The organism is Streptomyces sp. NPDC008139 (genome assembly GCF_042957025.1).
Lineage (GTDB): Bacteria > Actinomycetota > Actinomycetes > Streptomycetales > Streptomycetaceae > Actinacidiphila.
This window is the reverse complement of sequence record NZ_JBIBHM010000002.1, coordinates 85236-111928: the sequence shown is the minus strand read 5'-3', so window position 1 is coordinate 111928 and position 26693 is coordinate 85236. Positions and strand designations below refer to the sequence as shown.

Annotated in this window: 21 protein-coding genes; 10 read left to right on the top strand and 11 right to left on the bottom strand. The window is 72.5% G+C overall.

Annotated elements, in window-relative coordinates; all coding sequences use genetic code 11:
• Nucleotides 1-75 precede the first annotated feature (75 nt).
• The 3 genes from ACFZBB_RS04375 to ACFZBB_RS04365 form a co-directional block, all read right to left on the bottom strand.
• Nucleotides 76-2559: a tetratricopeptide repeat protein gene (locus tag ACFZBB_RS04375; RefSeq protein WP_391117708.1), complete on the bottom strand. Its 2484-nt coding sequence runs from the start codon at nt 2557-2559 to the stop codon at nt 76-78.
• 56 nt (nt 2560-2615) lie between these two features.
• Nucleotides 2616-3122 carry a hypothetical protein gene (locus ACFZBB_RS04370; protein WP_391117706.1) on the bottom strand — a complete coding sequence of 169 codons (507 nt, stop codon included), beginning with the start codon at nt 3120-3122 and terminating at the stop codon, nt 2616-2618.
• 148 nt (nt 3123-3270) lie between these two features.
• On the bottom strand, nt 3271-4182 hold the full coding sequence (locus ACFZBB_RS04365) for an aldo/keto reductase (protein WP_391117704.1): 912 nt from the start codon (nt 4180-4182) through the stop codon (nt 3271-3273).
• A gap of 450 nt (nt 4183-4632) precedes the next feature.
• Between ACFZBB_RS04365 and ACFZBB_RS04360 the strand changes: the two genes are divergently transcribed.
• The 4 genes from ACFZBB_RS04360 (at nt 4633) to ACFZBB_RS04345 (ending at nt 10263) form a co-directional block, all read left to right on the top strand.
• Nucleotides 4633-6636 (top strand): DNRLRE domain-containing protein, encoded by a 2004-nt coding sequence (locus ACFZBB_RS04360; protein WP_391117702.1) that lies wholly within the window; start codon nt 4633-4635, stop codon nt 6634-6636.
• Nucleotides 6633-7133, top strand: a complete 501-nt coding sequence (locus ACFZBB_RS04355; RefSeq protein WP_391117700.1) for a hypothetical protein — start codon at nt 6633-6635, stop codon at nt 7131-7133. The genes ACFZBB_RS04360 and ACFZBB_RS04355 overlap by 4 nt, the downstream gene beginning before the upstream one ends.
• A 236-nt stretch (nt 7134-7369) precedes the next feature.
• Nucleotides 7370-8974 (top strand): amino acid adenylation domain-containing protein, encoded by a 1605-nt coding sequence (locus ACFZBB_RS04350; protein ID WP_391117698.1) that lies wholly within the window; start codon nt 7370-7372, stop codon nt 8972-8974.
• Nucleotides 8974-10263: a benzoate/H(+) symporter BenE family transporter gene (locus ACFZBB_RS04345; RefSeq protein ID WP_391117696.1), complete on the top strand. Its 1290-nt coding sequence runs from the start codon at nt 8974-8976 to the stop codon at nt 10261-10263. Before ACFZBB_RS04350 ends, ACFZBB_RS04345 begins: the two co-directional genes overlap by 1 nt.
• A 74-nt stretch (nt 10264-10337) precedes the next feature.
• Here ACFZBB_RS04345 and ACFZBB_RS04340 read toward each other — a convergent pair whose 3' ends face one another.
• Complete coding sequence (locus tag ACFZBB_RS04340; RefSeq protein WP_391117694.1) at nt 10338-12308, bottom strand: discoidin domain-containing protein; 1971 nt, start codon at nt 12306-12308, stop codon at nt 10338-10340.
• A 173-nt stretch (nt 12309-12481) separates the two neighbouring features.
• On the opposite strand from ACFZBB_RS04340, the gene ACFZBB_RS04335 reads away from it, so the two are divergent.
• Nucleotides 12482-13504 (top strand): LacI family DNA-binding transcriptional regulator, encoded by a 1023-nt coding sequence (locus ACFZBB_RS04335; protein ID WP_355346035.1) that lies wholly within the window; start codon nt 12482-12484, stop codon nt 13502-13504.
• 51 nt (nt 13505-13555) lie between these two features.
• Here ACFZBB_RS04335 and ACFZBB_RS04330 read toward each other — a convergent pair whose 3' ends face one another.
• A complete protein-coding gene (locus ACFZBB_RS04330; protein WP_391117691.1) occupies nt 13556-14416 on the bottom strand; it encodes a hypothetical protein in 861 nt (286 codons plus the stop codon).
• A gap of 204 nt (nt 14417-14620) precedes the next feature.
• Here ACFZBB_RS04330 and ACFZBB_RS04325 point away from each other — a divergent pair, with 204 nt between their 5' ends.
• Both ACFZBB_RS04325 and ACFZBB_RS04320 read left to right on the top strand, forming a co-directional pair.
• Nucleotides 14621-15901, top strand: a complete 1281-nt coding sequence (locus ACFZBB_RS04325) for a VWA domain-containing protein (RefSeq protein ID WP_391117689.1) — start codon at nt 14621-14623, stop codon at nt 15899-15901.
• Complete coding sequence (locus ACFZBB_RS04320; protein ID WP_391117688.1) at nt 15901-16752, top strand: hypothetical protein; 852 nt, start codon at nt 15901-15903, stop codon at nt 16750-16752. Before ACFZBB_RS04325 ends, ACFZBB_RS04320 begins: the two co-directional genes overlap by 1 nt.
• An 89-nt stretch (nt 16753-16841) precedes the next feature.
• Here the strand turns inward: ACFZBB_RS04320 and ACFZBB_RS04315 are convergent, their stop codons facing one another.
• On the bottom strand, nt 16842-17210 hold the full coding sequence (locus ACFZBB_RS04315; RefSeq protein ID WP_391117686.1) for a DUF427 domain-containing protein: 369 nt from the start codon (nt 17208-17210) through the stop codon (nt 16842-16844).
• A gap of 192 nt (nt 17211-17402) precedes the next feature.
• Here ACFZBB_RS04315 and ACFZBB_RS04310 point away from each other — a divergent pair, with 192 nt between their 5' ends.
• On the top strand, nt 17403-17624 hold the full coding sequence (locus ACFZBB_RS04310; protein ID WP_188282053.1) for a hypothetical protein: 222 nt from the start codon (nt 17403-17405) through the stop codon (nt 17622-17624).
• A gap of 31 nt (nt 17625-17655) precedes the next feature.
• Here the strand turns inward: ACFZBB_RS04310 and ACFZBB_RS04305 are convergent, their stop codons facing one another.
• From ACFZBB_RS04305 to ACFZBB_RS04295, 3 genes are read right to left on the bottom strand one after another with little or no spacing between them, the layout of a single operon-like run.
• Nucleotides 17656-18405 carry a succinate dehydrogenase/fumarate reductase iron-sulfur subunit gene (locus tag ACFZBB_RS04305; protein ID WP_391117684.1) on the bottom strand — a complete coding sequence of 250 codons (750 nt, stop codon included), beginning with the start codon at nt 18403-18405 and terminating at the stop codon, nt 17656-17658.
• Nucleotides 18402-20420 carry a fumarate reductase/succinate dehydrogenase flavoprotein subunit gene (locus tag ACFZBB_RS04300; RefSeq protein WP_391117682.1) on the bottom strand — a complete coding sequence of 673 codons (2019 nt, stop codon included), beginning with the start codon at nt 20418-20420 and terminating at the stop codon, nt 18402-18404. The genes ACFZBB_RS04305 and ACFZBB_RS04300 overlap by 4 nt, the downstream gene beginning before the upstream one ends.
• 5 nt (nt 20421-20425) lie before the next feature.
• The gene (locus ACFZBB_RS04295) at nt 20426-21130 is read right to left on the bottom strand and encodes a succinate dehydrogenase cytochrome b subunit (RefSeq protein ID WP_355346013.1); all 705 of its coding nucleotides are present in this window, start codon (nt 21128-21130) and stop codon (nt 20426-20428) included.
• A gap of 96 nt (nt 21131-21226) precedes the next feature.
• Here ACFZBB_RS04295 and ACFZBB_RS04290 point away from each other — a divergent pair, with 96 nt between their 5' ends.
• Nucleotides 21227-22117 carry a LysR substrate-binding domain-containing protein gene (locus ACFZBB_RS04290; RefSeq protein WP_391117680.1) on the top strand — a complete coding sequence of 297 codons (891 nt, stop codon included), beginning with the start codon at nt 21227-21229 and terminating at the stop codon, nt 22115-22117.
• Nucleotides 22118-22133: 16 nt separating this feature from the next.
• Here the strand turns inward: ACFZBB_RS04290 and ACFZBB_RS04285 are convergent, their stop codons facing one another.
• Together ACFZBB_RS04285 and ACFZBB_RS04280 are read right to left on the bottom strand one after the other, a co-directional pair.
• Nucleotides 22134-22517: a cupin domain-containing protein gene (locus ACFZBB_RS04285; RefSeq protein ID WP_391117678.1), complete on the bottom strand. Its 384-nt coding sequence runs from the start codon at nt 22515-22517 to the stop codon at nt 22134-22136.
• 185 nt (nt 22518-22702) lie between these two features.
• A complete protein-coding gene (locus tag ACFZBB_RS04280) occupies nt 22703-24757 on the bottom strand; it encodes a phosphocholine-specific phospholipase C (protein ID WP_391117676.1) in 2055 nt (684 codons plus the stop codon).
• A 291-nt stretch (nt 24758-25048) separates the two neighbouring features.
• Here ACFZBB_RS04280 and ACFZBB_RS04275 point away from each other — a divergent pair, with 291 nt between their 5' ends.
• Nucleotides 25049-26674, top strand: a complete 1626-nt coding sequence (locus ACFZBB_RS04275; RefSeq protein WP_391117673.1) for a fibronectin type III domain-containing protein — start codon at nt 25049-25051, stop codon at nt 26672-26674.
• Nucleotides 26675-26693 lie beyond the last annotated feature (19 nt).

The window sequence follows — 26693 nt, the reverse complement described above, 5'->3', positions numbered from 1 at the left end:
TGCGGGCGCGCCGACCGCTGTTCACGGCGCCGGGAAGCGCCGACCGTCAGGGCGCCGGGGCGCGACGACCGTCGTTCACGGCGCCGGGGCGCGCCTCACGCGCAGGGTCAGCACCTCCGACTCCTCACGCCAGTAGGCGATGTTGTGCCGGGTGATGACCGTGTCGGCGTGCTCGGGACCGAGCACCCGCTCCATGTCGACCAGCAGCTCCTCGAAGGCGCGCGCCGCGCCTGCCGCGTCCCCAGCCCGCCCGCGCAGCCGCGCGACATTGTGCCGGGTGGTGAGCGTGTGCGGATGGTCCGGGCCGAGCACGCGGAGCCGGTCCGCCAGCAGTTCCTCGAAGGCGCGCGCCGCGCCGCTGACGTCCCCGGCCCGGCCGCGCAGCCGCGCGATGTTGTGCCGCGTGGTCAGCGTGTCCGGATGGTCCGGGCCCAGCACCCGCGCCGCGTCGGCCAGCAGCTCCTCGAAGGCGCGCGCCGCGCCCTCGGCGTCCCCCGCGCGCCCCTGCCAGTAGGCCAGGTCGTGCCGGGTGGTCAGGGTGTCGGGGTGGTCGGGCCCCAGCACCCGCACCATGTCGACCAGCAACTCCCGTAGCCCCTCGGCTGCTTCGGCCGTCTCCCCCGCGCGACCGCGCAGCCGGGCCATGTTGTGCCGCGTGCTGAGCGTGTCCGGATGGTCGGGGCCCAGCACCCGCAGCCGGTCCGCCAGCAACTCCTCCAGCGCGGTGGCGGCGTCCTCCGCGTACTCCGCCTCGCCGCTCCAGTAGGCGATGTTGCCGCGGGTGGTGAGCGTATGCGGGTGGTCGGGGCCGAGCACCCGCAGCCGGTCCGCGAACAGTTCCCGGAAGGCGCTGATCGCGCCCTGCGCGTCGCCCGCCGCGCCCCGCCAGTACGCCAGGTCGTGGCGGGCGGCGAGGGTGTCGGGGTGGTCGGGGCCCAGGTGCTGGTGGGTGGTCCTGGCCAGCAGCCTGAAGTGCCCGGCCGCGGCGGCCACCTGGCCCGCGACGCCCAGGCTCTCGCCGACCCGGTAGAGCAGCGCGTGCGCGTGCGGGCGGTGCAGGGCGCTCTCCGCCTTGCCGGTCAGCGCGGTGGTGTTGGCGCGCAACGCCTGCGCGAGGTCGGTGTCGCGCTCGACCTCGGGCCAGACCGCGGTCAGGGCGTCGGCGGCTGTACGGGCCAGCGCGTCGTGGTCCGCCTCGCCGAGGGTGTCCCGGACGGCCCGCTGGATGAGCTGGTGGACACGGACCGCCCGGTGCCCGGTCTTCGGGGTGTGGTCGATCAGATTGAGCCCGTGCAGATCGCGCAGGGCCCGTACGGTCTGCTGCTCGGTGATCCCGCGCGCCGGGCACTGCTCGGGGGCGGCTCGGCGTACGACGCGGGTGAGGTGGTCGCGGACCGGCCCGCTGGTGAGCACCGGCTGCGGGATGCCGTTCGGGTCGAGCAGCGCGGCCAGCTCCAGCAGGGACCTGGCCAGTCCCCGGGGACCGCGGGCGTCGGCGCGGTCCACCGACAGAGACCAGACGGCGGCCACGCCCGCGGTCTGGTCGTCGGGCAGGGTCGGCGGCCTGAGGTCGGCCAGCCGGGCCCGGTTCGCCAGCAGCGCGCGGTAGTCGTGGCAGCCGATGTCGGCGTCGATGAGGTACGCGGCGGCCTGGGACAGGGCCAGCGGCAGTCTGCCCAGGTCCTCGGCGAGCAGCGCGACCTCCTCGGGCGCCTCCACCCGGCCGCGCGCGGCGAGCGCCGCCGTCAGATAGCCGGTCGCCTCCCGCGGGGTGAACAGGCCGACGGTCACCATGCGGCGGCCCGCGCCGGTCAGGGCGGCGTCCCGGCTGCGGGTGGTGACGACCGTACGGCCGAGGGGGTGGTCGGGCGGCCACAGGCCGGTGAGGTCGGCCGGGTCCGTCACATTGTCGAGGACCAGCAGCCAGCGGCAGTGTCCGGCCGCCGCGCCGGGGCCGGGCTCCAGCCAGGCCAGGAACTCCTGCGCGGCGCGCGCCGGTTCGTCCCGCTCGATGTGCAGCACCCTCGCGGCGGCGTCCGCGTACGCGTCGATGACGGCCTGCCGGGTCGAGGCCGTGACCCACATCAGGAGGTCGACCTCGCCCGCCCGCCAGGCGTGGTGGGCGCGCCGGGCGGCGAGTTGCGTCTTGCCCACGCCGCCCATGCCGGTCAGCACCTGGCAGACCACGGCGGTGCCGGGGCCGGTCAGCGCGGTGTCCAGGGCGTGGATCACCTCCCGGTGCTGGAACCAGTCGGCCGACCGGGGCACCACGCCGACCCTGACCGGCCAGTTGACCGGCGAGCGCGGCACGACATGCCAGTGGTGGTGCTGGTGGATGTCGCCCGCGACGCCCGCCGCGACACCGCCGCCGGCCGCGGTGACAGCGGAAGGGGCCGGGGCAGGGGCCGCCTGGGACCGGGCCTCGGCATCGGTACGAGGCCGGGCCTCGGCCTCCGTGCGGCTCCGGCCCTCGGCGCGGACCCGCGACGGGGCGGCCGCGGGCAGCATCGGCAGCGTCGGGACGGTGTCCGAAGGCTCCGGCGCGCGCGGCGGCGCCACCGGCGCGGGTGCGTACGGCGGCGCGGACAAAGGGGCGGGGACGGCTCCGGGTGCGCTCAGCCCTGGGGCGGACCCGGCAGAGGAGGGTTTTCCATCCGTACGTCCCCCATCCGTAACGACGCCACGGACCTGTCCTGGGCGCGTACGTCGACGTCGCCGCCGACCGCGATCCCGTCGCCGGTGGCCGCCGCCGCGCCGGGCGGGCCGCCCGGCGGTCCGCTGCCGTAGGGACGGTCCCGCAGCCGGTCCACCGCCTGCCGGAGCGCCGTGGCCAGCGCCGCGTCCCGCTCGACGGCCTCGTCCAGCGCGTCGGTCAGGCGGCGCCTGGTCCGCTCGGTGACCGCGCCGTCAGGGGCGGCGCACTCCTCGGTGGCCAGCCGCAGCGCGGGGTCCTCGCCGAGCAGCACGCGGACCAGCGAGTACAGCCGGTCGAGTTCGCCGACCTGGACCTCGTCCAGGTCGTGCCGCCGGTGCTCTGCACCGCTCGCTCGCCACGTGAGCCACACGCAGACATGGCCGACCGCGGCCTCGACACCCGTCACCCCGTACCCCCATGCGCTCACTCGTCTCCACCGACGGTAGCCAGCCGCGCGCGGCCCGGCATCCGATCTCGGCAAGCCGTCGCGAATTGGCACCGCAGGCACACGATTCCACAGATGACCCACGGTGCACACGCGTCAACTCCGGCCCCGGCCGGGGTACCTCGGCTCCTCAGGCGCCCTCGTGGTGCAGCGCGTCCAGGGCGGCCAGTTCGTCGGCGGTGAACCGCAGCGCGCCCGCGGCCACGTTCTCCACCAGGTGGTCGGGGTTGCCGGTGCCGGGGATGGCCAGGACGTGCGGGCCGCGCTGGAGGGTCCAGGCGGTCCTGATCTGGGCGGCGGTCACGCCGTGGGCGCGGGCCGCGGCCAGCACCTGCTCGCTCTCCGCGGCGCCCGCACCCGACTCGCGGCCCGCGCCCGCGATGGCGAAGAACGGCACGAAGGCGACGCCCTGTTCACCGCACAGGTCCAGGAAGTCGTCGTCCTCGCCGGGCAGTCCGAGCGCGTACTTGTTCTGTACGCACACCACCGGCGCGATGGCGCGGGCCTCCGCGAGGTGGCGCGGCCCCACGTTGGAGATCCCGAGGTGGCGGATCAGCCCGCGCTCGCGCAGTTCGGCGAGCGCGCCGAAGTGCTCGGCGATCGAGTCCGCGCCCTGATTGCGGTAGTTGACCACGTCGAGGTGGTCCCGGCCGAGCTGCCGCAGATTCTCCTCGACCTGTCCGCGCAACTGCGCGGGCGTCGCTGCGGGCAGCCAGGCGCCCGAGGGGTCCCGGCCCGGGCCGACCTTAGTGGTGATGACGAGGTCGTCGGGGTACGGCGCCAGCGCCCGGTTGATCAGCTCGTTGGCCGCGCGCAGGGCGGAGAAGTAGAAGGCGGCGGTGTCGATGTGGTTCACGCCGAGTTCGACCGCGCGCCGCAGCACACCGATCGCCCGCTCGCGGTCGCTGGAGCCGCTGTCGGCCGCGAACGCCCTGCCGTCCTGCGGCAGCCGCATCGCCCCGAAGCCCATCCGGTTGACGGTCAGATCGCCGAGCGTCCACGTGCCCGCGGCGTCCGCGGTGATCGTCGTCCCAGAAGTCATCGGAGGATTCTCCCACGGCGGCTCACAGCCGTCCCCGAGGGACGTCGGGCTGACATTCAGGCCACATCCGGAGTCCAGCGGGAGTGTCGCGCATCACCGTCGCGACCGGGACCGCGCGGGCCGCGCGGCCTTGTGCCCGCAGGTCATGCCGGGTCATAGTCGTTCTTGGCACCGCACCGAAACATTTCGGGACCGCCCGGTGGGGACCGGATCCGGCCGAAGCGGAATCGGCGCGGCGCCGCTGCGTGCCCGCCGTGTCCCCCTCCCCGGCCGCTGGGCTACAGGAGTGCAACAGTCGTTACGGGGAGGCTGACCCCAAAGCGGACCAAACGTTAACCTTGCCGCATCTCGCGGCCGTTTGGGGCCGCTGGGGGAACAGCACAGAGCTCAGGGGGGCTCATGCGAAGAGCTGGGGCAATAACCGCTGCCTTCTCACTGGCGGCGGCTTCGATGATCGGATTCACCGCCGCGCAGTCCGCGTCCGCGCTCACCGCGCCGGTCGCGATGACCGCGGACGACCTGCCGACCTGGCAGACCAACGGCGTCGTGTGGGCGCTGGCCCAGGCGCACGGTGTGGTCTTCGCGGGCGGCACCTTTTCCACCGTCCGGCCGCCGGGCGCCGCCGCGGGCACCGGCGAGCAGCAGGCGCTCAACTTCCAGGCGTTCGACGCCGCCACGGGCGCGCCGACGTCCTGCAAGCTGTCCTTCACGGTCGGCTCGGGCACGGCGACGATTCGGGCGCTGGCCGTCTCACCGGACGAGTCGACGCTGTACGCGGGAGGCACCTTCGGTTCGGTGAACGGCGTTCCGTCGAGCAGCCTGGCCGCGATCGACATCGCCACCTGCACCGTGAAGACCACGTTCAAGGTGTCGGTCTCGGCGCAGGTCCGCAGCATCGTGGCGACGAACGACACGGTGTACATCGGCGGCAATTTCCTCACCGTCGCCGGGCAGCCCCGGCAGCGCTTCGCCGCGCTGACGACCACGGGCGCGCTCAAGCCGTTCACGGCCAACGCCGACAAGGCGGGCAAGGCCATGGTGCTCAGCCCGGACGGCACCAGGCTCGTCATCGGCGGCGACTTCAACACCGTCAACGGGGTCAATTCGCACGCGCTGGCCGTGGTGAACGCCACGACCGGCGCCAATGTGAAGACCTATCCGGGCTTCATCTCCGCGACCTCCACCGTGCAGGACCTCACGAGGGACGCCACCGGCTTCTTCACCGCCAACGAGGGCACGGGCGGCGGTGTCTTCGACGGCCGCATCGCGCTCAACTTCAGCGACCTCAACCAGCGCTGGCGCGACACCTGCCTGGGCGCGACCCAGGCCGTCACCGTCTACAAGGGCGTGCTGTACAGCGGCTCGCACGCGCACGACTGCTCCAGCATGCAGCAGTTCCCGCAGCTCAACAACGACCGGCAGCACCTGCTCGCGGAGTCCGTCGACAACCCGAGGCCGCTGCTGGGCTGGTTCCCCGACACCGACGACGGCCCGGCGGGCACCGAGCAGATCGGCCCGCGCGCCCTCACCACCGCCTCCAGCGGCGGCACCGACTACCTGTGGGTGGGCGGCGAGTTCACCCGGATCGCCAGCAACGGCAACCGGCTCCAGCAGGGCCTGGTCCGCTTCCCGAGCGGCCCCGACACGCGCGCGCCGTCCGTACCGCTCCAGGTGACCGCGGCGAACGTGTCCGGCGGGGTGCGGGTGAGCTGGCAGGCCAGCCTCGACCTGGACGACTCGACGCTGACGTACAGGATCTACCGCGACGGCACGCAGGTCGGCACGGTCACCGGTGACTCCAAGTTCTGGATCCGCCCGACGCTGACCTTCACCGACACCGCCACCTCGCCCGGCACCACGTACTCGTACCAGGTCACGGCGGGTGACGCGCCCGGCAACACCAGTGCCAAGTCGGCCGCGGCGGCCGTCACGACGCCGGGCGCGCCGACGTCCTCGACGGTGACGCTCAACGCGACGGCGGACAGTTACGTCAACGCGGGCGCGCCCTCGGCGAATTACGGCCCGGACCAGCAGCTCGCGGTGCGCGGCACGTCCGCGTACAACACGTACCTGCGGTTCGACCTGCCCGCCGCGCCCGGCGGCATGGTGCTCAAGAGCGCGCAACTGACCCTGCGCACCAGCTCCGACGCCATCGCCAACTCGGTCGACACGCTCACTGTGCAGCATGTGACGGGGAGTTGGACGGAGACAGGGGTGACCTGGAACACCCGTCCCACGCTCGACCCGACGGTGCTCGGCACGGTGCCCGCGCCGACCGCGCTCCAGACCGACTACACCGCGACGCTCACCGCGGCGGCACTGACGCCGGGGCTCGGCGGTTCGTACGATCTCGCGGTGACGTCCACCGGCACGGACTCGGCCTGGTTCTGGTCGAAGGACGCGCCCGGCACGTCGGGACATCCGCAGCTCGTCCTGACCTTCGCGAAGCCGTGACCGCGACCAGGGCCCGGTTCGCCGCGGCCGTCGTCATCGTGACGACGGCCGCGGCCGTCCTGGCCGGATGCGGCGGCGGACACCCGGAGGCGGCGCGGGACCGCGCCGCCCCCACCAGCGAGCGGCCGGCCTCCTCCGCGCCCGCGATCGGCCCCGACGGCACGGCGGAGCCGCCCGCCTCGGCCTCGACCGGTCCGGGCGGCAGCGGCGGTGCGAACGGCGCCGACGCCAAGGAGCCGACCCTGCCCAAATCCCAGCTCACCCCGGCCACCGGCACGTTCACCGACCAGCAGAGGAGCTATCTGGTCGGCAAGGTGCCCAAGGGCATGGACCCGGCCGCCGTTCTCCAGACCGGACAGGAGTCCTGCGACCGGATCGCCAACACCGCGGACGCGAGTCCGAAGCTGGCGAAGGAGGCCATCGCGGACGGCGAGATCGCGGACGCGAAGGACGCGATCACGTATCTCTGCCCGAAGTACAAGAGCCTGCTCCAGTAGCGGATCGACCGGCCCGCCCGCGCGACGGGCCGGTCGGCGCCGGGGACGGTCCGGGTATCGGAATTGGCGCGCGCTCCTTCGGGGCCGCGGATTACGATGCCCGAGCCGTCCCCTGCGCCGTTGTCACCTGCCACGGCGCGCGGGCCCGGTGGTCAAGCAAACGCCGAGCCTGGGAAAGCGCGGGACGTGATGGTTCGTCGAGCACACCGCCGACGGCACGCCGTATCCGTCCGGGGGTGTCGGCGCTGCGCCGGGTGACCGCGTCCGAGGCGGCCCTGGCCGCGCACCGGCAGATCAACGCCACGGCGGTCGGCTATCCGCGCGACAGCGCAGTGCCCGCGCTGTTCGAGGAGCGCGCGCGGCTGCGGCCCGAAGCGCCCGCGGTCGAACAGGGCGCGCGCACGGTCGGCTACGGGCAGCTCGACCGCCTCGCCAACGGCCTCGCCCGTGACCTGCTGGCGCGCGGTCTCCCGCCGGGCGCGACCGTCGGCGTGTGCCTCGACCGCTCCCCCGAACTCGTCGTCGCGCTGCTCGCCGTCCTCAAATGCGGCGGCTGCTACCTGCCGATCGACGCGTCCTGGCCGGACGAGCGGCTGCGCGCGCTGCTGTCGGACGCCGACTGCCGGTGGGTGCTCACCGACCGGCCGGCGGAGCTGGCCGACCGGCTCGACGGCTGCCGGACCGTCCCGGTGACGCGGGGAGGTGTCGCGGAGAGCGAGCGCGGCCCGGAGGTCGAGGTCGCGGGCGACGCCGTCGCGTACGTCAACTTCACCTCGGGCTCGACCGGCCGCCCCAAGGGGGTGCCGGTCCGGCACCGCGGTGTGGTCCGGCTGGTGTCCGGTGCACGCTACGCCCGGCTCGGCGAGGGCAGCAGGCTGCTGCAACTGGCGCCGGTGACCTTCGACGCGGCGACCTTCGAGATCTGGGGCGCGCTGCTGACCGGCGGCACCTGTGTGCTCTACCCCGACGCGCGGCTGAGCCTGTCGAAGCTGGGGCGGGTGCTGCGCGAGAGCCGGGTCAATGTGCTGTTCCTGACCACGGCGCTGTTCAACTCCGTGCTGGACGAGGCGCCCGAAGCCCTCGACACGGTGGCCACCGTGCTGACCGGCGGCGAGCGCGCCTCGGTGCCGCGGCTGGCGCAGGCCGTACGCCGCTTCGGCCCCGGCCGCCTGGTGCACGTCTACGGACCGACCGAGTCGACCACCTTCGCCACGTACCACCGGGTCGACGCGCTCCCCGCCGACGCGGCGGAACTGCCGATCGGCCGGCCGATCCAGAACACCCGGCTGTACGTGATCGACACGGACGGCGACGACGGCGGTGAGCTGTGCGAGCCGGGGCGCGCGGGCGAGATCTGGCTGGCGGGGGACGGTCTGTCGCCCGGATACCTGGGGATGCCGGAGCTGACCGCCCGGCTGTTCGTGGAGCGCGAGGTCGACGGCGTACGCGAACGGCTGTACCGGACGGGCGACTACGGGCATCTGCGGGCGGACGGCGCGGCGGTGTTCCACGGCCGCAGGGACGACCAGGTGAAGGTGAACGGCTACCGCATCGAACTGGGCGAGATCGCCCACCATTTGGACCGGCACCCGGCCGTCCGGCGCAGCTTCGTCACCGCGAGCGCCCGCGGCGAGAAGCCGGTGTGGGCGTTCGTCGTCACCGACGACCCGGCCTGCACCCCGCAGGCGCTCCGCGCCCACCTGCGCGCGCTGCTGCCCGGCTTCATGGTCCCGGCCCGCATCCAGCTCTGTGACACCCTGCCGTTGACCGCCACCGGCAAGATCGACCGCACGGCCCTGCTCGCCGCCCACGCGCGCCGACCGGCCCCGGAGGAGACCTGATGCCCGTCCGCACCACCGCCCCGGAGCCCGTCCGGGACAAGCCCGGCGGTGACTCCGCGCGCTCCGACCTCCTCCGGGCCTCGACGGCGGGCCTGATCGCCGCCTTCGTCGGCTTCTCCAGCTCCTTCGCGGTGGTCCTCGAAGGGCTCACCAAGGTCGGCGCGTCGCACGCCGAGGCCGCGTCGGGACTGATGGCGCTGTGCGTGGCGATGGGCCTGTGCGCGATCTACCTGAGCCTGCGCTCCCGGCTGCCGATCAGCATCGCCTGGTCGACGCCGGGCGCGGCGCTGCTGGCGGGCTCCGCCGGTACGCACGGCGGATTCGCGGCGGCCGTGGGCGCGTTCCTGCTCACGGGCGTGCTCGTCGTGATCTCCGGGCTGTGGAAGCCCCTCGGCCGGTGGGTCTCGGCGATCCCGAAGCCACTGGCGAACGCGATGCTCGCGGGCATCCTGCTGCCGCTGTGCCTGGCTCCGGCGCACGCGGTCAAGTCCGACCCGGCGGTGGGCCTCGGTGTGATCCTCGCCTGGGCGGTCGTCGGCAGCGTCCGGAAGCTGTACGCGGTGCCCGCCGCGGTGGTCGTGGCCGTCGTCCTGATCGCCACCACCACGCACATCGACACGGCCGCGCTCGGCCCACTGTGGCCGCACCCGGTGCTGGTCGCCCCGCACTTCACCGCCTCCGCGGTGATCGGCATCGCGCTGCCGCTGTACGTGGTGACGATGGCGTCGCAGAACATCCCCGGCATCGCGGTGCTCAATGTCAACGGCTACCACCCGGAGCCGGGGCCGCTGTTCGGCTGGACCGGCGTCTTCAGCCTGCTGTCGGCGCCCTTCGGCGGGCACGCGGTCAACCTGGCGGCGATCACCGCCGCGCTGTGCGCGGGCGAGGAGGCGGGACCCGACCCGCGCAAGCGGTATCGGGCCGCGGTCGTCGCCGGCGGCGCGTACATCCTGCTGGGCCTGGGCGCGGCGGCGGCGGTCGCCTTCGTCAACGCCTCACCGCCCAATGTCATCGAGGCCGTCGCGGGACTCGCGCTGCTCGGCGCCCTCGGCAATTCCCTGACCGGCGCGATGGCCGACGCCGACAACCGCGAGTCGGCGGTCGTCACACTCGTCGTCACCGTCTCGGGCGTGACCTTCTTCGGCGTCAGCGGCGCCTTCTGGGGCCTGGGCGCGGGCGGCGCGCTGTACGCAATGCGGCAGTGGCAGGCGCGCCGGACGGAGCGGGCGGCAGCGGCGGAGGCCGGGCCGGAAGCGGCGGCGCGTCCCGTACCGGAGGCGGACGCGTGACACGCAGGGGCAGCCGGGACCTCCAGGAGGTCGCGGCTGCCCCGGGGTGACGCGTCGGGTCTGAACGCCTCGGCTCAGCGGTAGAGCCGCAGATCGGCCAGGCTCCACCAGTTGGCCGCCGTGCCCGTCGATGTGACGCGCACGTAGCGTGCCGTGGTCGTACGGGGCAGGTCGGCGACGGTGAGTTGCCCGGTTCCCGTACCGGCGGCGGCCGTCCGCCAGGTGACGCCGTCGTCGCTGGTCGAGATCTGCCAGCCGCGTGCGTAGTCGCCGAGGTTGTCGCCGCTGTCGACGGCGACGCGGGAGAACGCGGTGCGCTTCTTGAGGTCGATCTGCACGTACTGGCCGGGGGTCTGGGCCGCGCCGCTGGACCAGCGGGTCGAGCCGTCGGCGTCGATCGCGAGGTCGGCGGCGCCCTGCCCGGCGGGCTGGGAGGTGGCGCTCGCGCCGTTCAGCGGCACCGCGTGCGACCGGCTGGTCAGATCAGCCGACTTGGGCCACGTGAAGGTCGCCAGCGCACCGCCGGGCAGGGAGTATTCGAAGGTCCGGTCGCCGACGGCGACGGCGAAGGAGCGCGGGTCGTCGTTCTCGTTGTGCACGACGAGCGCGGTGGAGCCGTCGGGGTTGCGGAAGGCGACATCGGTGAGCTGGCCGTTCCAGCCGGTCGTGCCGTAGTTGGTGCTGCCGATCCGTACCGCGCCCGGCCGGACGAACTTCGACAGGTGGCCGATGGTGAAGAACTCCGCGCTGGTGGTGACCGTGCCGTCCGGCTGGACGGTCAGCAGGGCGGTGCAGGTGTCGCAGCCGCCGTTGTGCGGGCCGCCGTCGGCGTCCAGCGCGAGGTTCCAGTCGGCGACGGACTTCGCCCAGTTGCGCGTGGTGCCGACGGTGATCGTGCGCGCGTGCCAGGTCAGCGTGCCGCGGAAGATCTGCGCGGGCGTGTCGGTCGCGCCGTGCGAGCCGGAGCACTCCGTGAACCAGATGCCCTTGTCGGGGTGCGCGTCGTGCAGCGCGCTCTGCGCGCTGGGGTCGCCCGAGTAGCAGTGGTAGGCGGTGCCCGCGATCCATCGGGCGGCCGGGCTGTCCAGCACCTCGTACGGGTAGTCGGTCTGCGGGTCCTCGCCCATCTGCTCGGCGGTCTTGATGTCGTCGGGGTGCGTGGTCCAGTTGTGGTCGTACGCGAGGATCTTGGTGCGCGGGCTGGCCCGGTGCAGCAGCGGTCCCAGCGCCTCGATCACCTTGACCTGCGCCTGCACGGGCAGGTCGGTGCCGGGGTACGCGGAGGGCTTACGGTTCTGCGGCTCGTTCTGGACCGTCAGGTAGTCGACGGGCACGCCGGCCGCCGTGTACGCCTGGACGAACTTCACCAGGTAGCGGGCGTAGGCGTCGTAGACCTTCGGGTCGTCCTTGAGGTGGCCGCCGACCAGCGAGTCGCCGTCCTTCATCCACGCGGGCGGGCTCCAGGGCGTGGCCATGACGGTGAGCCGGGGGTTGAGCCGCTTCGCCTGGCGCAGCAGCGGCAGGATCTGGCGCTGGTCGTGCGCGATGCTGAAGTGGCGCAGCGCGAAGTCGGTCTGCCCCGCGGGCATGTCGTCGTAGGTGTAGTGGGCGGCGGAGGCCGTGAAGTCGGAGGAGCCGATGGGCTGGCGCAGGAAGCTGACGCCGATGCCGCGGGCGGGGTCGAAGAGCTGCCGCATCGCGGAGTCCCGCGTCGTGCGCGGCAGTTGACTCAGGACGGCGGCCGAGGAGTCGGTGAGCGCGCCGCCGAAGCCGTCCACGCTCTGGTAGCTCTGGTTCGGGTCGATGGTGATGGTGGTGAGGTCGGACGGTCCCCGGCCGAAGTCGACCGGCGCCTGCTGCCGTAGTTCCTGGGCGCCGTCGGCCGTGGTCAGCCACACCTGGGCGCGGGGTGGCGGCGCCGGGCGGGAGGGGGAGGCCGCGGTGGCGGCCGTCGGGGTGACGGCGGACGTCTGGGCGGCCGGTACGCAGGCCAGGCAGAGTGCGGCGGCTGTGGCAGCGGCGGCACCTACGGCGCGTCTCCTCATCGTTCTCCTCGGGCAGCACTCACTGTGAAACGGAATGAAACGTTTTCTGGAACCGTGGCGAAAATCAGGTAAGCGGTCGGCGGCGTGCGCTGTCAATGCCTTGTACCGATCCTGCCGTGACCCTGATGGGTCGGGGCGCTAAGCTGCGCATATGAAACGAATGGGTGTAACAGTTGGCTAGGTCACCGGGCACCCGCGTGACGGTCCGCGCCATCGCGGCGGAGGCGGGCGTCTCCATCGCCACCGTGTCGCGGGTCATGACCGGACAGGCCAACGTGGCCCCCGACACCCAGGCGCTGGTCCGCCGGGCGGTCGAACGGCTGGGGGCGCCGGCCCCCGTCCGGCGCGGCGCGGCGGACGGCGCGATCTATGTGCGCTGCCCGTACGTCCTCACCGACTACTTCGGTGTGATCGTCTCCTCGATCGCCGAGACGCTCGACCTGCACGGCAGGCGCGTGGTGCTCAGCGCGGGCGACGCGGCGCGCGAGGTCCAGGTGCTGCCCGGGCTGCCGGGCGACCCGGGCATCGCGGGCGCGATCCTCATCGTCCCGCCCGAGCCGGAAAGGGAGTTGGAGGTCCTGCGGGCCCAGGACTTCCCCTTCGTGGTCGTCGACCCGCGCACCCCGCTCCCCCGCGACATCGCCTCGGTCTCGGCCGCGAACCTCGCCGCGGCCCGCAGTGTCACCGCCCACCTGGTGGAGTTCGGCCACCGCCGGATCGGCGTCATCGGCGGACCGGGCGACTGGCTCGCCAGCAAGTCCCGTCTCGCGGGCCACACCTCGGCCCTCGCCGACGCCGGGGTGCTGCCCTCCCCCGAACTCCTGCGCAGCATCGAGCCGACCGCCGACTGGGGCTACGGGGCCGCCTGCGAACTCCTCGACCTCCCCCAACCCCCCACCGCGCTCGTCGCGTTCAACGACAAGGCCGCCGTCGGCGCGCTGCGCGCCGCCTACGAACGCGGCCTGCGCGTCCCCGAGGACCTCTCCATCACCGGCTTCGACGACATCGACCTCAGCCGCAGCACCGTGCCCCGCCTCACCACCGTCCGCCAGCCGCTCGAAGAGATGGGCCGGATGGCGGTCTCCCTGCTGATGCGGCTCCTGGACCGCCACACGGTCGACACCCTCCACGTCGAACTGGCCACCCACCTGGTGGTGCGCGGCTCGACGGGCCCGGCCCCGACGCCTCCTCGCTGACGCGGGCAGCGGGCGTCCGTGGCCGGTGGCCCGGAGTCAGCGACAGGTGCGTCAGCGCTTGGGGCCGGTCGCGAAGACGCCCTCGGGGAAGGCGCCCGCGGCCAGCGCGCGCATGGTGAGGCCCTGGGCGATCTCGGTCAGACGGGCGGTGCCGGCCTCGCCGAGGTGCTCGTAGGGGGCGCGGCCGAGACGGTCGGTCTCGGACTCGATGTGGCGGCGCAGTTCGACGCCCTCGTCGGTGAGCGAGCCCTCGGCGTCGAGAAGGCCGCGGTCGCGCAGCCGGGCGACGGCCGCGTCCCACTCCTGCTCGCTCCAGCCGCGGTGGGTCCTGGCGAAGCCCGGGAGGAAGCCCTTGCCGGTCGCGGTGTGGGTGACGAGGGCTTCCAGGCCGTCGAGTTCGGCGGAGAGCAGGACGGCGAGGTGTCCGTCGCCGCGGTACTCGCGCAGCAGCGTGGTGGCGTGCCAGAAGGCGAGGTGCGGCTCCTTCGGCGACGGCAGGGCCGCGTGGGCGGCGAAGAGGATCCGGTCGCCGCCGGTGCACGCCTCGGCGGCCCGCTGGGCGAGTTCGGCGGCCTCGGCCGTCTCCGGGGAGTCGACGGCGTCGCCGAGCAGACGGCGCTGTACGGCGTCGACCGCGCGCAGCCGCGCCGCGGTGATGTCCTCGGGGGCGGCCAGGGTCCAGGCGAGCGGGATGTGCCGGGCCACCAGGGACGGGCTGAAGTTGTAGAAGGTGCTCGTCACCACGGCGGGGCCGACCGGGCCGAGGGCGGCGGCGCGGCCCGCGAAGTAGCACATGCGGTTGTTCTCCAGCCCGGCCGCGACCAGCGCCGCCTGCGTCTCGGGCGCGAAGTACACCATCGAGTGCAGCGGTTCGAGCACCCGGAAACATTTCCTACCGGCCAGTAGCGTCATATCGGCCACTTTACTGAGATCGCCGCGCACGTCCACCCCCGGCGCACCACCGGCCCGCGCGCGGCCCCGGCGGCTCCCCGGCCCGGCGCGCGCTCGTCGTCATCGCCCGTGGTCCGTCCCCGTCCGTCCGCTTTGGCACGGTCCCGCACCGGCCGCTGACCGGCCGACTTCAGGTTTTGACACTACCTTCACTACGATCCGGCGATGATCATAAGAAGGTTACTGACGGCCGGAGTTGGCTGCGGCCTGCTGGTCGTCCTGGCTTGCGGTCTGCTGCCCGCGAGCGCGGTCGCCGACGAACCCACGACACCGGCGACGCCGACGGCGCAAGCCGCCCCGAAGGTGGAACTGCTGCTCGATGTCAGCGGCTCCATGCGGGCGAAGGACATCGACGGGCAGTCGCGGATGGCCGCCGCGAAGCAGGCGTTCGACGACGTGCTGGACTCGGTGCCGGAGAACGTGGAGCTGGGCATCAGGACGCTCGGCGCCGACTATCCGGGCAACGACCGCAAGACCGGGTGCAAGGACACCCGGCAGCTCTACCCGGTCGGCCCGCTGAACCGCACCGAGGCCAAGGCCGCGGTGGCGACGCTGGCGCCCACCGGCTGGACGCCGATCGGCCCCGCGCTGCTCAAGGCGGCCGACGATCTCCAGGGCGGCGACGGCACCCGCCGCCTGGTGCTGATCACCGACGGCGAGGACACCTGCGCGCCGCTCAACCCGTGCGACGTCGCGCGGGACATCGCCGCCAAGGGCATCCATCTGGTCATCGACACCCTGGGGCTGATCCCGGACTCCTCGACCCGTAACCAGTTGACGTGCATCGCGGAGGCGACCGGCGGCACGTACACCGCCGTCCAGCACCGGCAGCAGCTCACCACCAAGGTGAAGCAGCTGGTGGGCCGCAGCACCGACGCCGTGGTGGCCCCGGTGGCCACCCGGGGCGCCGCGCAGTGCGCGGACGCGCCGCAGCTCAAGGCGGGGATCTACACCGACCGCGAGCTGTTCTCGGAGAACCGCTGGTACCGGGTGGACGTGCCGTCGGGGCAGGAGCTGCGCGCCTCGGTGAGCGTCTCCGCCGACCGCGCGGTGAACGCGAACTACGGCGTCCTGCTGCGTGGCGTGACCACGCACGGCCGGGAGATCGTCAGGGACGACGAGGGCGGCACCGGCCGTACCGACGTCGTGTCCGCCGGTATCCGCTACCCCAAGCCGCACGCGGACTCCGACACCCCGCCGGAGACGGTCTGCCTCCAGGTCGGCAACTCCTTCTCGGCGGCGCCGTCGGTCAAGACCACCCCCGGTCTGCCGGTGGAGCTCTCCATCGACCTGGTGGACTCCCCCGACCAGCCGTCCGACGTGGCCTTCTTCGGCCTCGGGCGCGGCTGGTGGCTGCTGGGCACGCTGGCCGTGGCCGGCGCGGTCCTCGGCCTGCTGTCGGGCTGGGTGTCCCGCTGGCGTCTGAACACGGGGAGGACCGTCTGATGCGTACGTCACCACGTCAGGCCGTACGGCTGCTGACGGTCACCGCGGCGGGGCTGCTGGCCGCCGCGGCGCTGGCCCTGAGCGCGGGCAGCGCGGTCGCCGACGACCCGTCGGCCGACCCGAGCGCGAGCACGGGTACGGCCACTCCCGGCGACGGCGACACCGCGCCGACGGAGGCGGGGACGAGTTTCCGTACCGCCACCGTCGTCCGGCAGGGGCAGGAGGCGACCGCGGACGCGTCGGCGGGCGACTACCTGTACTGGACGTTCCCCGCCGACAGCGGGCAGAACGTGACGGTGAAGGCCACCGTCACCTTCCCCGAGACCGCGACCCGGCACGGCGCGTCCACCTGGCAGCTCGATGTGTACGACGGGCTGCGGCGCCGCCAGCCGTGCAGATACGGCGCGCAGAGCAGGTCCGTGACGGCCGACGCGGGCTCGGTCGAGCTGGTCTGCCACCTGCGGGCGATCCGCTCGTGGGCCGACACCTGGTCCAACGATCCGCTGCGCGGCGGCTACTTCCTGCGGCTGACCGTGCTCGACCTGCCCGCGGCCGACCTCGGCCAGCCGGTCAAGGCGGCCGTGAAGGCCACCTCGGAGGGCACGGCCGGGCAGCAGGCGGTCGACGGCTCGGTGACGCCCGTGGTGTCGGCGTACGCGCCGCATGTGGCGCCGGCCGACGGCTGGGCGGGCACCTGGTGGTCGCCGCGCTGGCTGTGGACCGGCGGCGGCGGTCTGCTGGCCGCTCTGGCCGGTCTGGGCGCGCACCGACTCGCCCGGGGTCCGATCCGGTCTCGGCGGGACCCGCGCACCCCTGAGCGGCCCCGCGAGCCCGTGGGATACCGGGACTGAGGCAGCGGCACGCGAGGAGGGCCCGTCCGACCGGACGGGCCCTCCTTTTCGCGCGCGACGGCTACGACGCGGCGACTGCCACGCGAGCGCTACTGCGCGGCGACCTCGACGTGCTGCGGGTAGAAGGCGACGTGCCCGGCGATCGTGCCGACCGCGTCGTACGGCTTCTCGTACGTCCACACCGCGTCGGTGATCTCGCCGTCCGCGGTCACGAGGGAGTAGTAGGAGGCGTCGCCCTTGTAGGGGCAGTACGTCCGGGACTCGGTGGGGCGCAGGGCGCCGGCCTCGACGTCGGCGAGCGGGATGTACTGCACCGGCGGGTAGTCGGCCTCGCGCAGGGTCAGGGCGTGGGTGGTGTCGGCGATGACCTTGCCCGCGGCCCTGACCACGATGCGCTCCGGGTTCGGCTCGACCGTGATGGGGTGGTCGGGACCGGGTGTCTTGACCGTGCGTGCCATGGGGGGCTCCATGAGTAGAACCTGGATGGACCCGAGGTGACCTGGGGGGATCTGCCGCGGTCCGCCTGTCCTGGGCGATACCCACCGAGGGTAGACAGACAGGTCTATACGGGTCAAGGACGTCTGGCGGGTAGTCGCAGATGCGGCGTCCGGCGGGACAATCGGACCGCCGACGGGCGCATACTGGTGACAATGACAAAGCCTGATGCAGCGAAGCGCTTTTTGCCCACCAGTCCCTTCAAAGCCCCGGTGGCGCCGCCACCGAAGGAGTTCGCCGTGGGCAATCGGGTCACCCACGATGTGTACGGCCTCGGCCGGGTCACCGGAGTCGAGGAAGGCGTCGCGGTGATCGTCGACTTCGGCTCGCTCCAGAAGCGCATCATGAGCCCGTACACCAAGCTCACCAACCTCTGAGGTTCCAACGGCGTGGGGACCCCGAAGGTTCCTAACGGCGTGGGACCTTGCGGGTCGCCCGCAGCCACTCCTTGTTCATCGCGGTGATCGAGGTCAGCGGGATGCCCTTGGGGCAGGCGGTGGCGCACTCCCCCGTGAGCGTGCAGCCGCCGAATCCCTCCTCGTCCATCTGCGCGACCATGTCGAGGACACGGGTCTCGCGCTCCGGCGCGCCCTGCGGCAGCACGTTGAGGTGGTTGACCTTCGCGGAGGTGAAGAGCATCGCGGAGCCGTTGGGGCAGGCGGCGACGCAGGCGCCGCAGCCGATGCACTCGGCGTGTTCGAACGCGGAGTCGGCGGCCGCCTTGGGTACGGGCGTGGCGTGTGCTTCGGGCGCCGCGCCGGTGGGCACGCTGACGTAGCCGCCGGACTGGATGATCCGGTCGAACGACGAGCGGTCCACGACCAGGTCGCGGACGACGGGGAAGGCGGCGGCCCGCCACGGCTCGACGTCGATGGTGTCGCCGTCCCGGAAGGACCGCATGTGGAGCTGGCAGCTCGTGGTGCGCTCCGGGCCGTGCGCGTCGCCGTTGATCACCAGGCTGCACGCGCCGCAGATGCCCTCACGACAGTCGTGGTCGAAGGCGACCGGGTCCTCGCCCTCGACGGTGAGCCGTTCGTTGAGCGTGTCGAGCATTTCCAGGAACGACATGTCGGGTGAGACGTCGTCGACCTGGTAGGTGGCCATGGCGCCGGGCGCTTCGGTGTTCTTCTGGCGCCAGACGCGCAGGGTGAGCTTCATGCGTAGCTCCGCTGGGTGGGGTGTACGTAGTCGAAGACGAGGTCTTCCTTGTGCAGGACGGGCGCGCCCCCGGTCCGGGTGAACTCCCACGCGGCGGCGTAGGAGAACTCCTCGTCCCGGCGGGCGGCCTCGCCGTCCGGGGTCTGGGACTCCTCGCGGAAGTGGCCGCCGCAGGACTCGGCGCGGTGCAGCGCGTCGAGGCACATCAGCTCGGCCAGCTCCAGGTAGTCCACGACGCGGTTGGCGCGCTCCAGTGACTGGTTGAACTCCGCGCCGCTGCCCGGCACCTTGATCCGGCGCCAGAATTCGTCCCGGATCTGCGGAATCCGGTCCAGCGCCTTGCGCAGCCCCTCCTCCGTCCTGGCCATCCCGCAGAACTCCCACATCAGCTCGCCGATCTCGCGGTGGAAGGAGTCGGCGGTGCGGTCGCCGTCGACGGCGAGGAGCAGATTGAGCCGGTCCTCGGTCTCCGCGAGGACTTCCTGGACGACGGGGTGCTCGGCGCCGATCTCCTCGCGCCCCGGGTGGCGGGCCAGGTAGTCGTTGATGGTGGCCGGCAGCACGAAGTAGCCGTCGGCCAGGCCCTGCATCAGCGCGGAGGCGCCGAGCCGGTTGGCGCCGTGGTCGGAGAAGTTGGCCTCGCCGATCGCGAAGAGGCCGGGCACGGTGGTCTGGAGGTCGTAGTCCACCCACAGGCCGCCCATCGTGTAGTGCACGGCCGGGTAGATCCGCATCGGGACCTCGTACGGGTCCTCGGCGGTGATCCGCGCGTACATGTCGAAGAGGTTGCCGTACTTCTCCTCGACCGCCCTGCGGCCCATCCGCGCGATGGCGTCGGCGAAGTCCAGGTAGACGCCCTGGCCGCCGGGGCCGACACCACGGCCCTCGTCGCAGACGTTCTTCGCGGCGCGGGAGGCGATGTCGCGGGGTACGAGGTTGCCGAAGGAGGGGTAGATCCGCTCCAGGTAGTAGTCGCGCTCGTCCTCGGGGATCTCGCCGGGCGGGCGGGTGTCGCCCTTGGTGCGCGGCACCCAGATCCGGCCGTCGTTGCGCAGCGACTCGCTCATCAGCGTGAGCTTGGACTGGTGGTCGCCGGTGCGCGGGATGCAGGTGGGGTGGATCTGGGTGAAGCAGGGGTTGGCGAAGTACGCGCCGCGCCGGTGCGCCCGCCAGACGGCGGTCGCGTTGGAGTTCATGGCGTTGGTCGACAGGTAGAAGACGTTGCCGTAGCCGCCGGAGGCCAGCACCACGGCGTCCGCGAAGTGGCTGCGGATCTCGCCGGTGATCAGGTCGCGGGCGACGATGCCGCGGGCCCTGCCGTCGATGACGATCAGGTCGAGCATTTCGGTCCGCGGGTGCATCTCGACGTTGCCCGCGGCGATCTGCCGGGACAGCGCCTGGTAGGCGCCGAGCAGCAGTTGCTGGCCGGTCTGGCCGCGGGCGTAGAAGGTGCGGGAGACCTGGACGCCGCCGAAGGAGCGGGTGTCGAGCAGGCCGCCGTACTCACGGGCGAACGGCACGCCCTGCGCGACGCACTGGTCGATGATCTCCACCGAGATCTGGGCGAGGCGGCGGACGTTGGACTCGCGGGCCCTGAAGTCGCCGCCCTTGACGGTGTCGTAGAAGAGCCGGTGGACGGAGTCGCCGTCGTTGCGGTAGTTCTTCGCGGCGTTGATGCCGCCCTGCGCGGCGATCGAGTGGGCGCGGCGCGGGGAGTCCTGGTAGCAGAACTGCACGACGTGGTAGCCCTGTTCGGCGAGCGTGGCGCCCGCGGAGCCGCCCGCGAGCCCGGTGCCGACGACGATGACGGTGTGCTTGCGGCGGTTGGCGGGGTTGACCAGCTTCGCGGTGAAGCGGCGGGTGTCCCAGCGGTCCTCGATCGGGCCTTCGGGCGCCTTGGTGTCGGCGAGGGGCTCGCCGGTCGCGTACCGCGCGTAGTCGGACGGCGCGGTCGCGGTCGCGGCGGTCGTCGGGGAAAGCTCGGAGGTCTCGGAGGTCTGGGGCGTCTCGGGCATGTCAGTCAGCTCACGATTCCGGTCATGACGCCGACGGGTACGGCGATGAAGCCGGCCGTCAGCACCAGTGCGAGTGCGTTCGCGGTGGCCTTGAGCACCCGGTCACGGGTGGCACTGCCCGCGCCGAGGGTCTGGGCGGCGCTCCAGAAGCCGTGCCTGATGTGCAGGCCGAGTGCGAGCATCGCCACGATGTAGATGACGTTGTTCCACCAGTCGTGGAACGCGGCCACGACGTTCTGGTACGGGTGGCCGGGCACGAAGCCGCGCTGCACGGTGCCGGTGGTCAGGTCGAGGATGTGCCAGACGATGAACAGCAGCAGGATCACGCCGCCCCAGCGCATGGTGCGGGTGGCGTAGCTGGCGCGCGGGCGCGGATGGGCGTAGGCGACCGGCCGGGCGCGCCGGTCGAGGCGGCTGAGCTGGTACGCGCACACGCCGTGCAGCACGACGGCGGCGACCAGCACGACGCGGATGATCCACAGCGCCCACTCGTAGTGCAGGAACGGCTCGCCGATGGTGCGCAGCCAGTGCGCGTACTCGTTGAAGCTGCCGGACCCGAAGAAGATCTTGAGGTTGCCGAACATGTGGACGACCAGGTACAGCAGCATGATCAGGCCGCTCACCGCCATGATCGTCTTCTTGCCGACGGTCGAGCCCCAGACCGTGCGCGCCATCGACGGACGTCGGTCCGTCCGCGTTGCCAGTGCCATGTCCACAGACGTTACGGTCACCGGAGTCGAGTGGTCCAAGACATGATCCGGCTCGTGTCCATAGCCTGGACCTATCGCCGGGCTATCGTGGGACCCATGCAGTTCCAGCAGCTCGCGTACTTCGTGGCCGTCGCCGACGCCCGGCACTTCACCCGCGCCGCCGAGCGGGTGCATGTCTCGCAGCCGTCACTGTCCCAGCAGATCCGCGCGCTGGAGACGGAGCTGGGCGCGCCCCTGTTCAGCCGGGCGCGCGGCAACATCGCGCTCACCGACGCCGGGGAGGCGCTGCTGCCGCTGGCCCGGCGGATCCTCGCCGACGCCGACACCGCCCGCCACGAGGTGCTGGAGCTGGCCCAGCTGCGGCGCGGCCGGGTCCGGCTCGGCGCCACCCCGAGCCTGTGCACCGGTCTGCTCCCCGACGTGCTGCGCGTCTTCCACGACCGGCACCCCGGGGTGCGGCTGCTGATCGAGGAGAGCGGGTCGCACGATCTCGTACGGGAGCTGGCCCGCGGCGGCCTCGACCTGGCGCTGGTGGTGCTGCCGCTGCCGAACCCGTCGCCGGCCCTGACCACCGTCGAGCTCTTCCAGGAGGATCTGGTCGTCATCTCCTCGGCCGCCGCCGAGCCGCCGCGCTCACCGGTGAGGATCGCCGACCTCGAAGGCCGCCCGATGGTGATGTTCCGGCACGGCTACGACCTGCGCGACCTGACCCTCGCCGCCTGCCGCTCCGCGGGCTTCGAGCCCTACCTCACCGTCGAGGGCGGCGAGATGGACGCCGTGCTCGGCTTCGTGAGGGCCGGGCTCGGTCTGGGCGTCGTCCCCAGCATGGTCGCCGCCCGCGCGGGTCACGACCTGCGGGTCACACCGCTGGCCCGGCCGGGGCTGCGCCGCACCATCGCGCTGGCCCACCGCAGTGACGTTGCTCCGCCACGAGCCGCCCGGGTCCTCCAGGAGGTCCTTCTGACCGCGGCCCACCGGGAGACCTGAAGCCGCGCGGGAGACCTCAGTCCAGCGGGACGGCCGCCAGGGTCAGCGGGCCGCCCGCGCTGCCGGTGTTGAGGGTGCCCGCGGGCTCCAGCAGGAGGATGGCGGTCTCCTCGTCGGCGCGGGGGCAGTGCTCGACGCCCTTGGGGACGACGTACAGCTCGCCGGGGCCGAGGACGACGTCGCCGTCGCGGAGCTGGATGGTGAGACGGCCGCTGACGACCAGGAACAGCTCGTCGGTGTCCTCGTGCTCGTGCCAGACGAATTCGCCGTGCACCTTGGCGAGCTTGACCTCGTAGTCGTTGAGGTCGGCGATCTTGCGCTGCGACCACAGGTCGCTGAACTGCGTGAGCTTGTCGGCAATGGTGACCGGTGCGGCGGGCTTCCGGGTCGGTGCGGTCATGCGAGGTACTCCAACAGGTGCGTACGGCCCGGACGGTCATGTCCGGCTGCTGCCCCGAGCATGCCCCGGCGCGCGGCCCCGCGTCTTGTACATTCTTGACGCGGGGCCGCGTGCGGCAGCCGGTGCGGGACCCGTGCCGAGGCCGGTGGCACGACGGCTGTCGGGACCGCTGTCCAGGTCCGCCGTCAGTGCGTCCTGATCGCCGGGTCGCTCACGCCGGGACGGCCCGTCTCGACGTGTCCCGCGAAGCGCCGCAGGAACGCGGCGTCGTGGTCGGCGACCACCGTGAGGTCGTACCAGCGCTTGCCCGCGCGGACGTCGACCGAGTGCGTCTCGCGGCGCCCGGCGCGGACCACGTACGTGTGGTGGCGGCCGTCGTAGGAGTTGGTGACCGTGAGCCGGACGTCGCGGCGGCCGGAGTTGGTCATGGTCAGCTCCACCCGCTCGCTCAGGGCGTCATGACGGGCCGTCACCTCCGCGCCGGATGTGGCGCCCGCGCCGCGGAAGGCGCGCAGGAAGCCGTTGGGGCCGTGCACGGTGAGGTCGTAGCCGCCGGTCGCGGCCGTCTCCCAGGTGCCGGAGAGCTTCTTGCCCGCCTCGGTGGTGTACGTCCACGGGCCGTCGGCGCGGTCCGCGGCGGTGACGTGGAAGCAGACGCCCGCGGCGACACCGCCGCCGAAGGTGAGCGTGACCAGGCCGGTGGACGGCGTGACGGCCGCGTCGACCAGCGGCGCGTACGGCAGCGGGCGGGTCGGCCGGGCGCCCCGTTCCTGCGTGGGCACGGCCTGGCGGGCGGGCGGCACCGGGACGTAGCTGTCGTGCCGGTCGCCGTCCGGCGGCCGGTAGCCGTCGGTGCCGGGCAGGTGCGCGGGTCGGTCCCGCGTGAGCTTGAAGTCGAAGGCGGAGGTCAGATCCCCGCAGACGGTACGCCGCCAGGGCGAGATGTTGGGCTCGTGCACGCCGAAGCGGCGCTCCATGAAGCGGATGATCGAGGTGTGGTCGAAGACCTCGGAGCAGACGTAGCCGCCGGTGCTCCAGGGCGAGACCACCAGCATCGGGACGCGCTGGCCGAGCCCGTACGCGCCGGCCGCGTAGGTGCCGTTGCCCGGGAAGATCTCGCCCCGCGTGCTGACGGTGGAGGCGCCGCCATCGGCGGTGAGCGGGGCGAAGGGCGGGACGACGTGGTCGAAGTACCCGTCGTTCTCGTCGTAGGTGATGAACAGCGCGGTCCTGCTCCACACCTCGGGGTTGGAGGTGAGCGCGTCCAGGACCTGCGAGATGTACCAGGCGCCGTAGTTCGCGGGCCAGTTGGGGTGCTCCGAGAACGCCTCGGGCGCGGCGATCCAGGAGATCTGCGGCAGCCTGCCCGCCGTGACGTCGGCCTTGAGCACGTCGAAGAAGCCGTCGCCCGCCTTGGCGTCGGTTCCGGTGCGGGCCTTCTCGTAGAGGGCGTCGCCGGGCTTGGCGTTGCGGTAATTGTCGAAGTAGAGCAGGGAGTTGTCCCCGTAGTTGCCGCGGTAGGCGTCCGGGATCCAGCCCCAGGAGTGGTCCCCGTCCAGGCCGTCGCCGATGTCCTGGTAGATCTTCCAGGAGATCTTCGCCTTCTCCAGCCGCTCCGGGTACGTCGTCCAGTCGTACCCGGCCTCGGAGTTGTCGAGCACCGGGCCGTTGCCCCTGCCGTCGTTGCCCGTGTAACCGGACCACATGTAGTAGCGGTTGGGGTCGGTGCCGCCGGTGAACGAGCAGTGGTACGCGTCGCAGACGGTGAAGGCGTCGGCGAGCGCGTAGTGGAACGGGATGTCGCCGCGCGTCAGGTGCGCCATCGTGCCGGTGCCCTTGGCGGGGATCCACTGGTCGTACTTGCCGTCGTTGACAGCCGCGTGGCTGCCGATCCACTCGTGGTTGAGGCCCTCGATGAACTGGAGTCCGAGGTCGTCCACGTCCGGGTGGAAGGGCAGCACCTCCTTGTCGCCGTCCGGCTGGTGGAACACCGACTTGCCGCTGGGCAGGGACACCGGGCGCGGGTCGCCGAAGCCGCGGACCCCCTTCATCGCGCCGAAGTAGTGGTCGAAGGACCGGTTCTCCTGCATCAGGACGACGATGTGGTCGATGTCCTTGAGGGTGCCGGTCCTGCGGCTGGCCGGGATCGCGGCGGCGCGGGCGATGCTGCTGGACAGGGCGGTGAAGCCCGCGGTGGCGCCGGCTATCTGGAGGAACCGCCGCCGGTTGAGTTCAGACATGGATCCGAGGACCTCTTCGCGGTAGGGGGATGCGCGCAGTGCAGGGTCCTCCCACAGCAGCGACCACAGGCGACCTGCCGGTGTCCGGCGCGTGACTGCGGGCGGTACGCGTCACGAACAGGCCCGGCGCACAGGGCCGTTCGCCCGACCGGGGGCGGGACCTCGCCGCGCCCGGCTGGTCACAGGATTCCGCCGCGTGTGCGACAGGCGGCGTTCAACTGGCCGTCGCCGACGGGCGGGAGCCTTCGGAGGTTCGTGTCGCGAGACCCCGCACCGCACCAAGGAGCAACGATGGTCGCACAGATGGAGACACCGGGTCCGTCGGGAGACCGCCTCAGCCGCCGGTCGGCCGTCGGTCTGCTCGGCACCGCGGGTGTCGGCGCGGTCGCGGCGCCGCTGCTGACCGCGGGCCCCGTGTCCGCCGCCACGCCGTCCTCGTCCAGCACACCCGCGAGCGCCGCCCCCGCCTTCCACCCCACGCCCGACGCCGGCGGCGCGTCCCCGGTGCAGGGGCTGCACCTCACCTTCGGCAGGGACCCCGGCAGCCAGATGGTGGTGTCCTGGCTGACCGACGGCCCGGTCAAGCGCCCGCAGGTGAGGTACGGCACGATCAGCCACGGTCTGGGGTCGGTCGCCCCGGCGCGGACCCGCTCCTACAGCGACGGCAAGTCCGGCCGGGTCGTGTACGTGCACCACGCCGCGATCGACCGGCTCTCGCCCGGCACCGAGTACTTCTACCTCGTGTCGCACGACGGCGCCGCGCCGGACAGCGGCACCTTCAGGACCGCGCCGCGCGGCCGTCAGCCGCTGACCTTCACCAGCTTCGGCGACCAGTCGGCGCCGCAGGTCACCTGGACCAGCACCGGCGCGGTGGGCCTCGACGCCAACTCCACGCCCGCCACCAAGGACATCGTCACCGGCATCGAGCAGGTCGCGCCGCTGTTCCACCTGCTCAACGGCGACCTGTGCTACGCGAATCTGGACGTCGACCGGGTCCGCACCTGGAACAACTTCTTCACCAACAACAGCCGTTCGGCGCGCTTCCGGCCGTGGATGCCCGCCGCGGGCAACCACGAGATCGAGTCCGCGAACGGCCCGCTCGGCCTCGGCGCGTACCAGACGTACTTCCAGCTCCCGTCGACCGAGAGCGACCGCGAACTGGCCAACCTCTGGTACGCCTTCACCGCCGGTTCGGTGCGGGTGATCGTGCTCCAGAACGACGACAACTGCCTTCAGGACGGCGGCGACGTCTACATCAACGACTACTCCGGCGGCCGTCAACTCGCCTTCCTGGAGAAGGAGTTGCGGGCGGCACGCGCCGACCGCGACATCGACTGGGTGGTCGTCGCCATGCACCAGGTGATGGTCAGCTCGACGGACGCCAACGGCGCCGACCTGGGCCTGCGCGAGAAGTACGGGCCGCTGTTCGACCGCTACGGCGTCGACCTGGTGGTCTGCGGCCACGAGCACAACTACGAGCGGTCGCTGGCCGTCCGCGGTGTGGTCGGCGGCAGCGAGACGCTGACGCCCAACCCGGTGTCGCACGCCACCGACGACATCGACACCGGTCTCGGCACCGTGCACATGGTGCTCGGCGGCGGCGGGGTCTCGGGCACGACCAACCAGTCGTTCTTCAAGGACGGCACCGGCAAGGTCATCACCGCGGTCTCCTCGACGCCCGGCTCCAACGGCAAGCGGACGGCCACGTACGTGCGGGAGCAGGCGGTCTGGGCGGGCGTGCGCGATGTCGACCACCCCTACGGCTTCGCGGCGTTCACCGTCGATCCGGGCCGTCACGCGGGCGACACCACGCGGATGCACGTCACGTACTACAACGTGAACAAGCCGAACGGCGAGCTGTCGGTCTTCGAGACGTTCACGCTGCACCGCAAGCGGTCGGACGGCGGCCGGCACTGAGGTCCCGCGGATGTTCCCG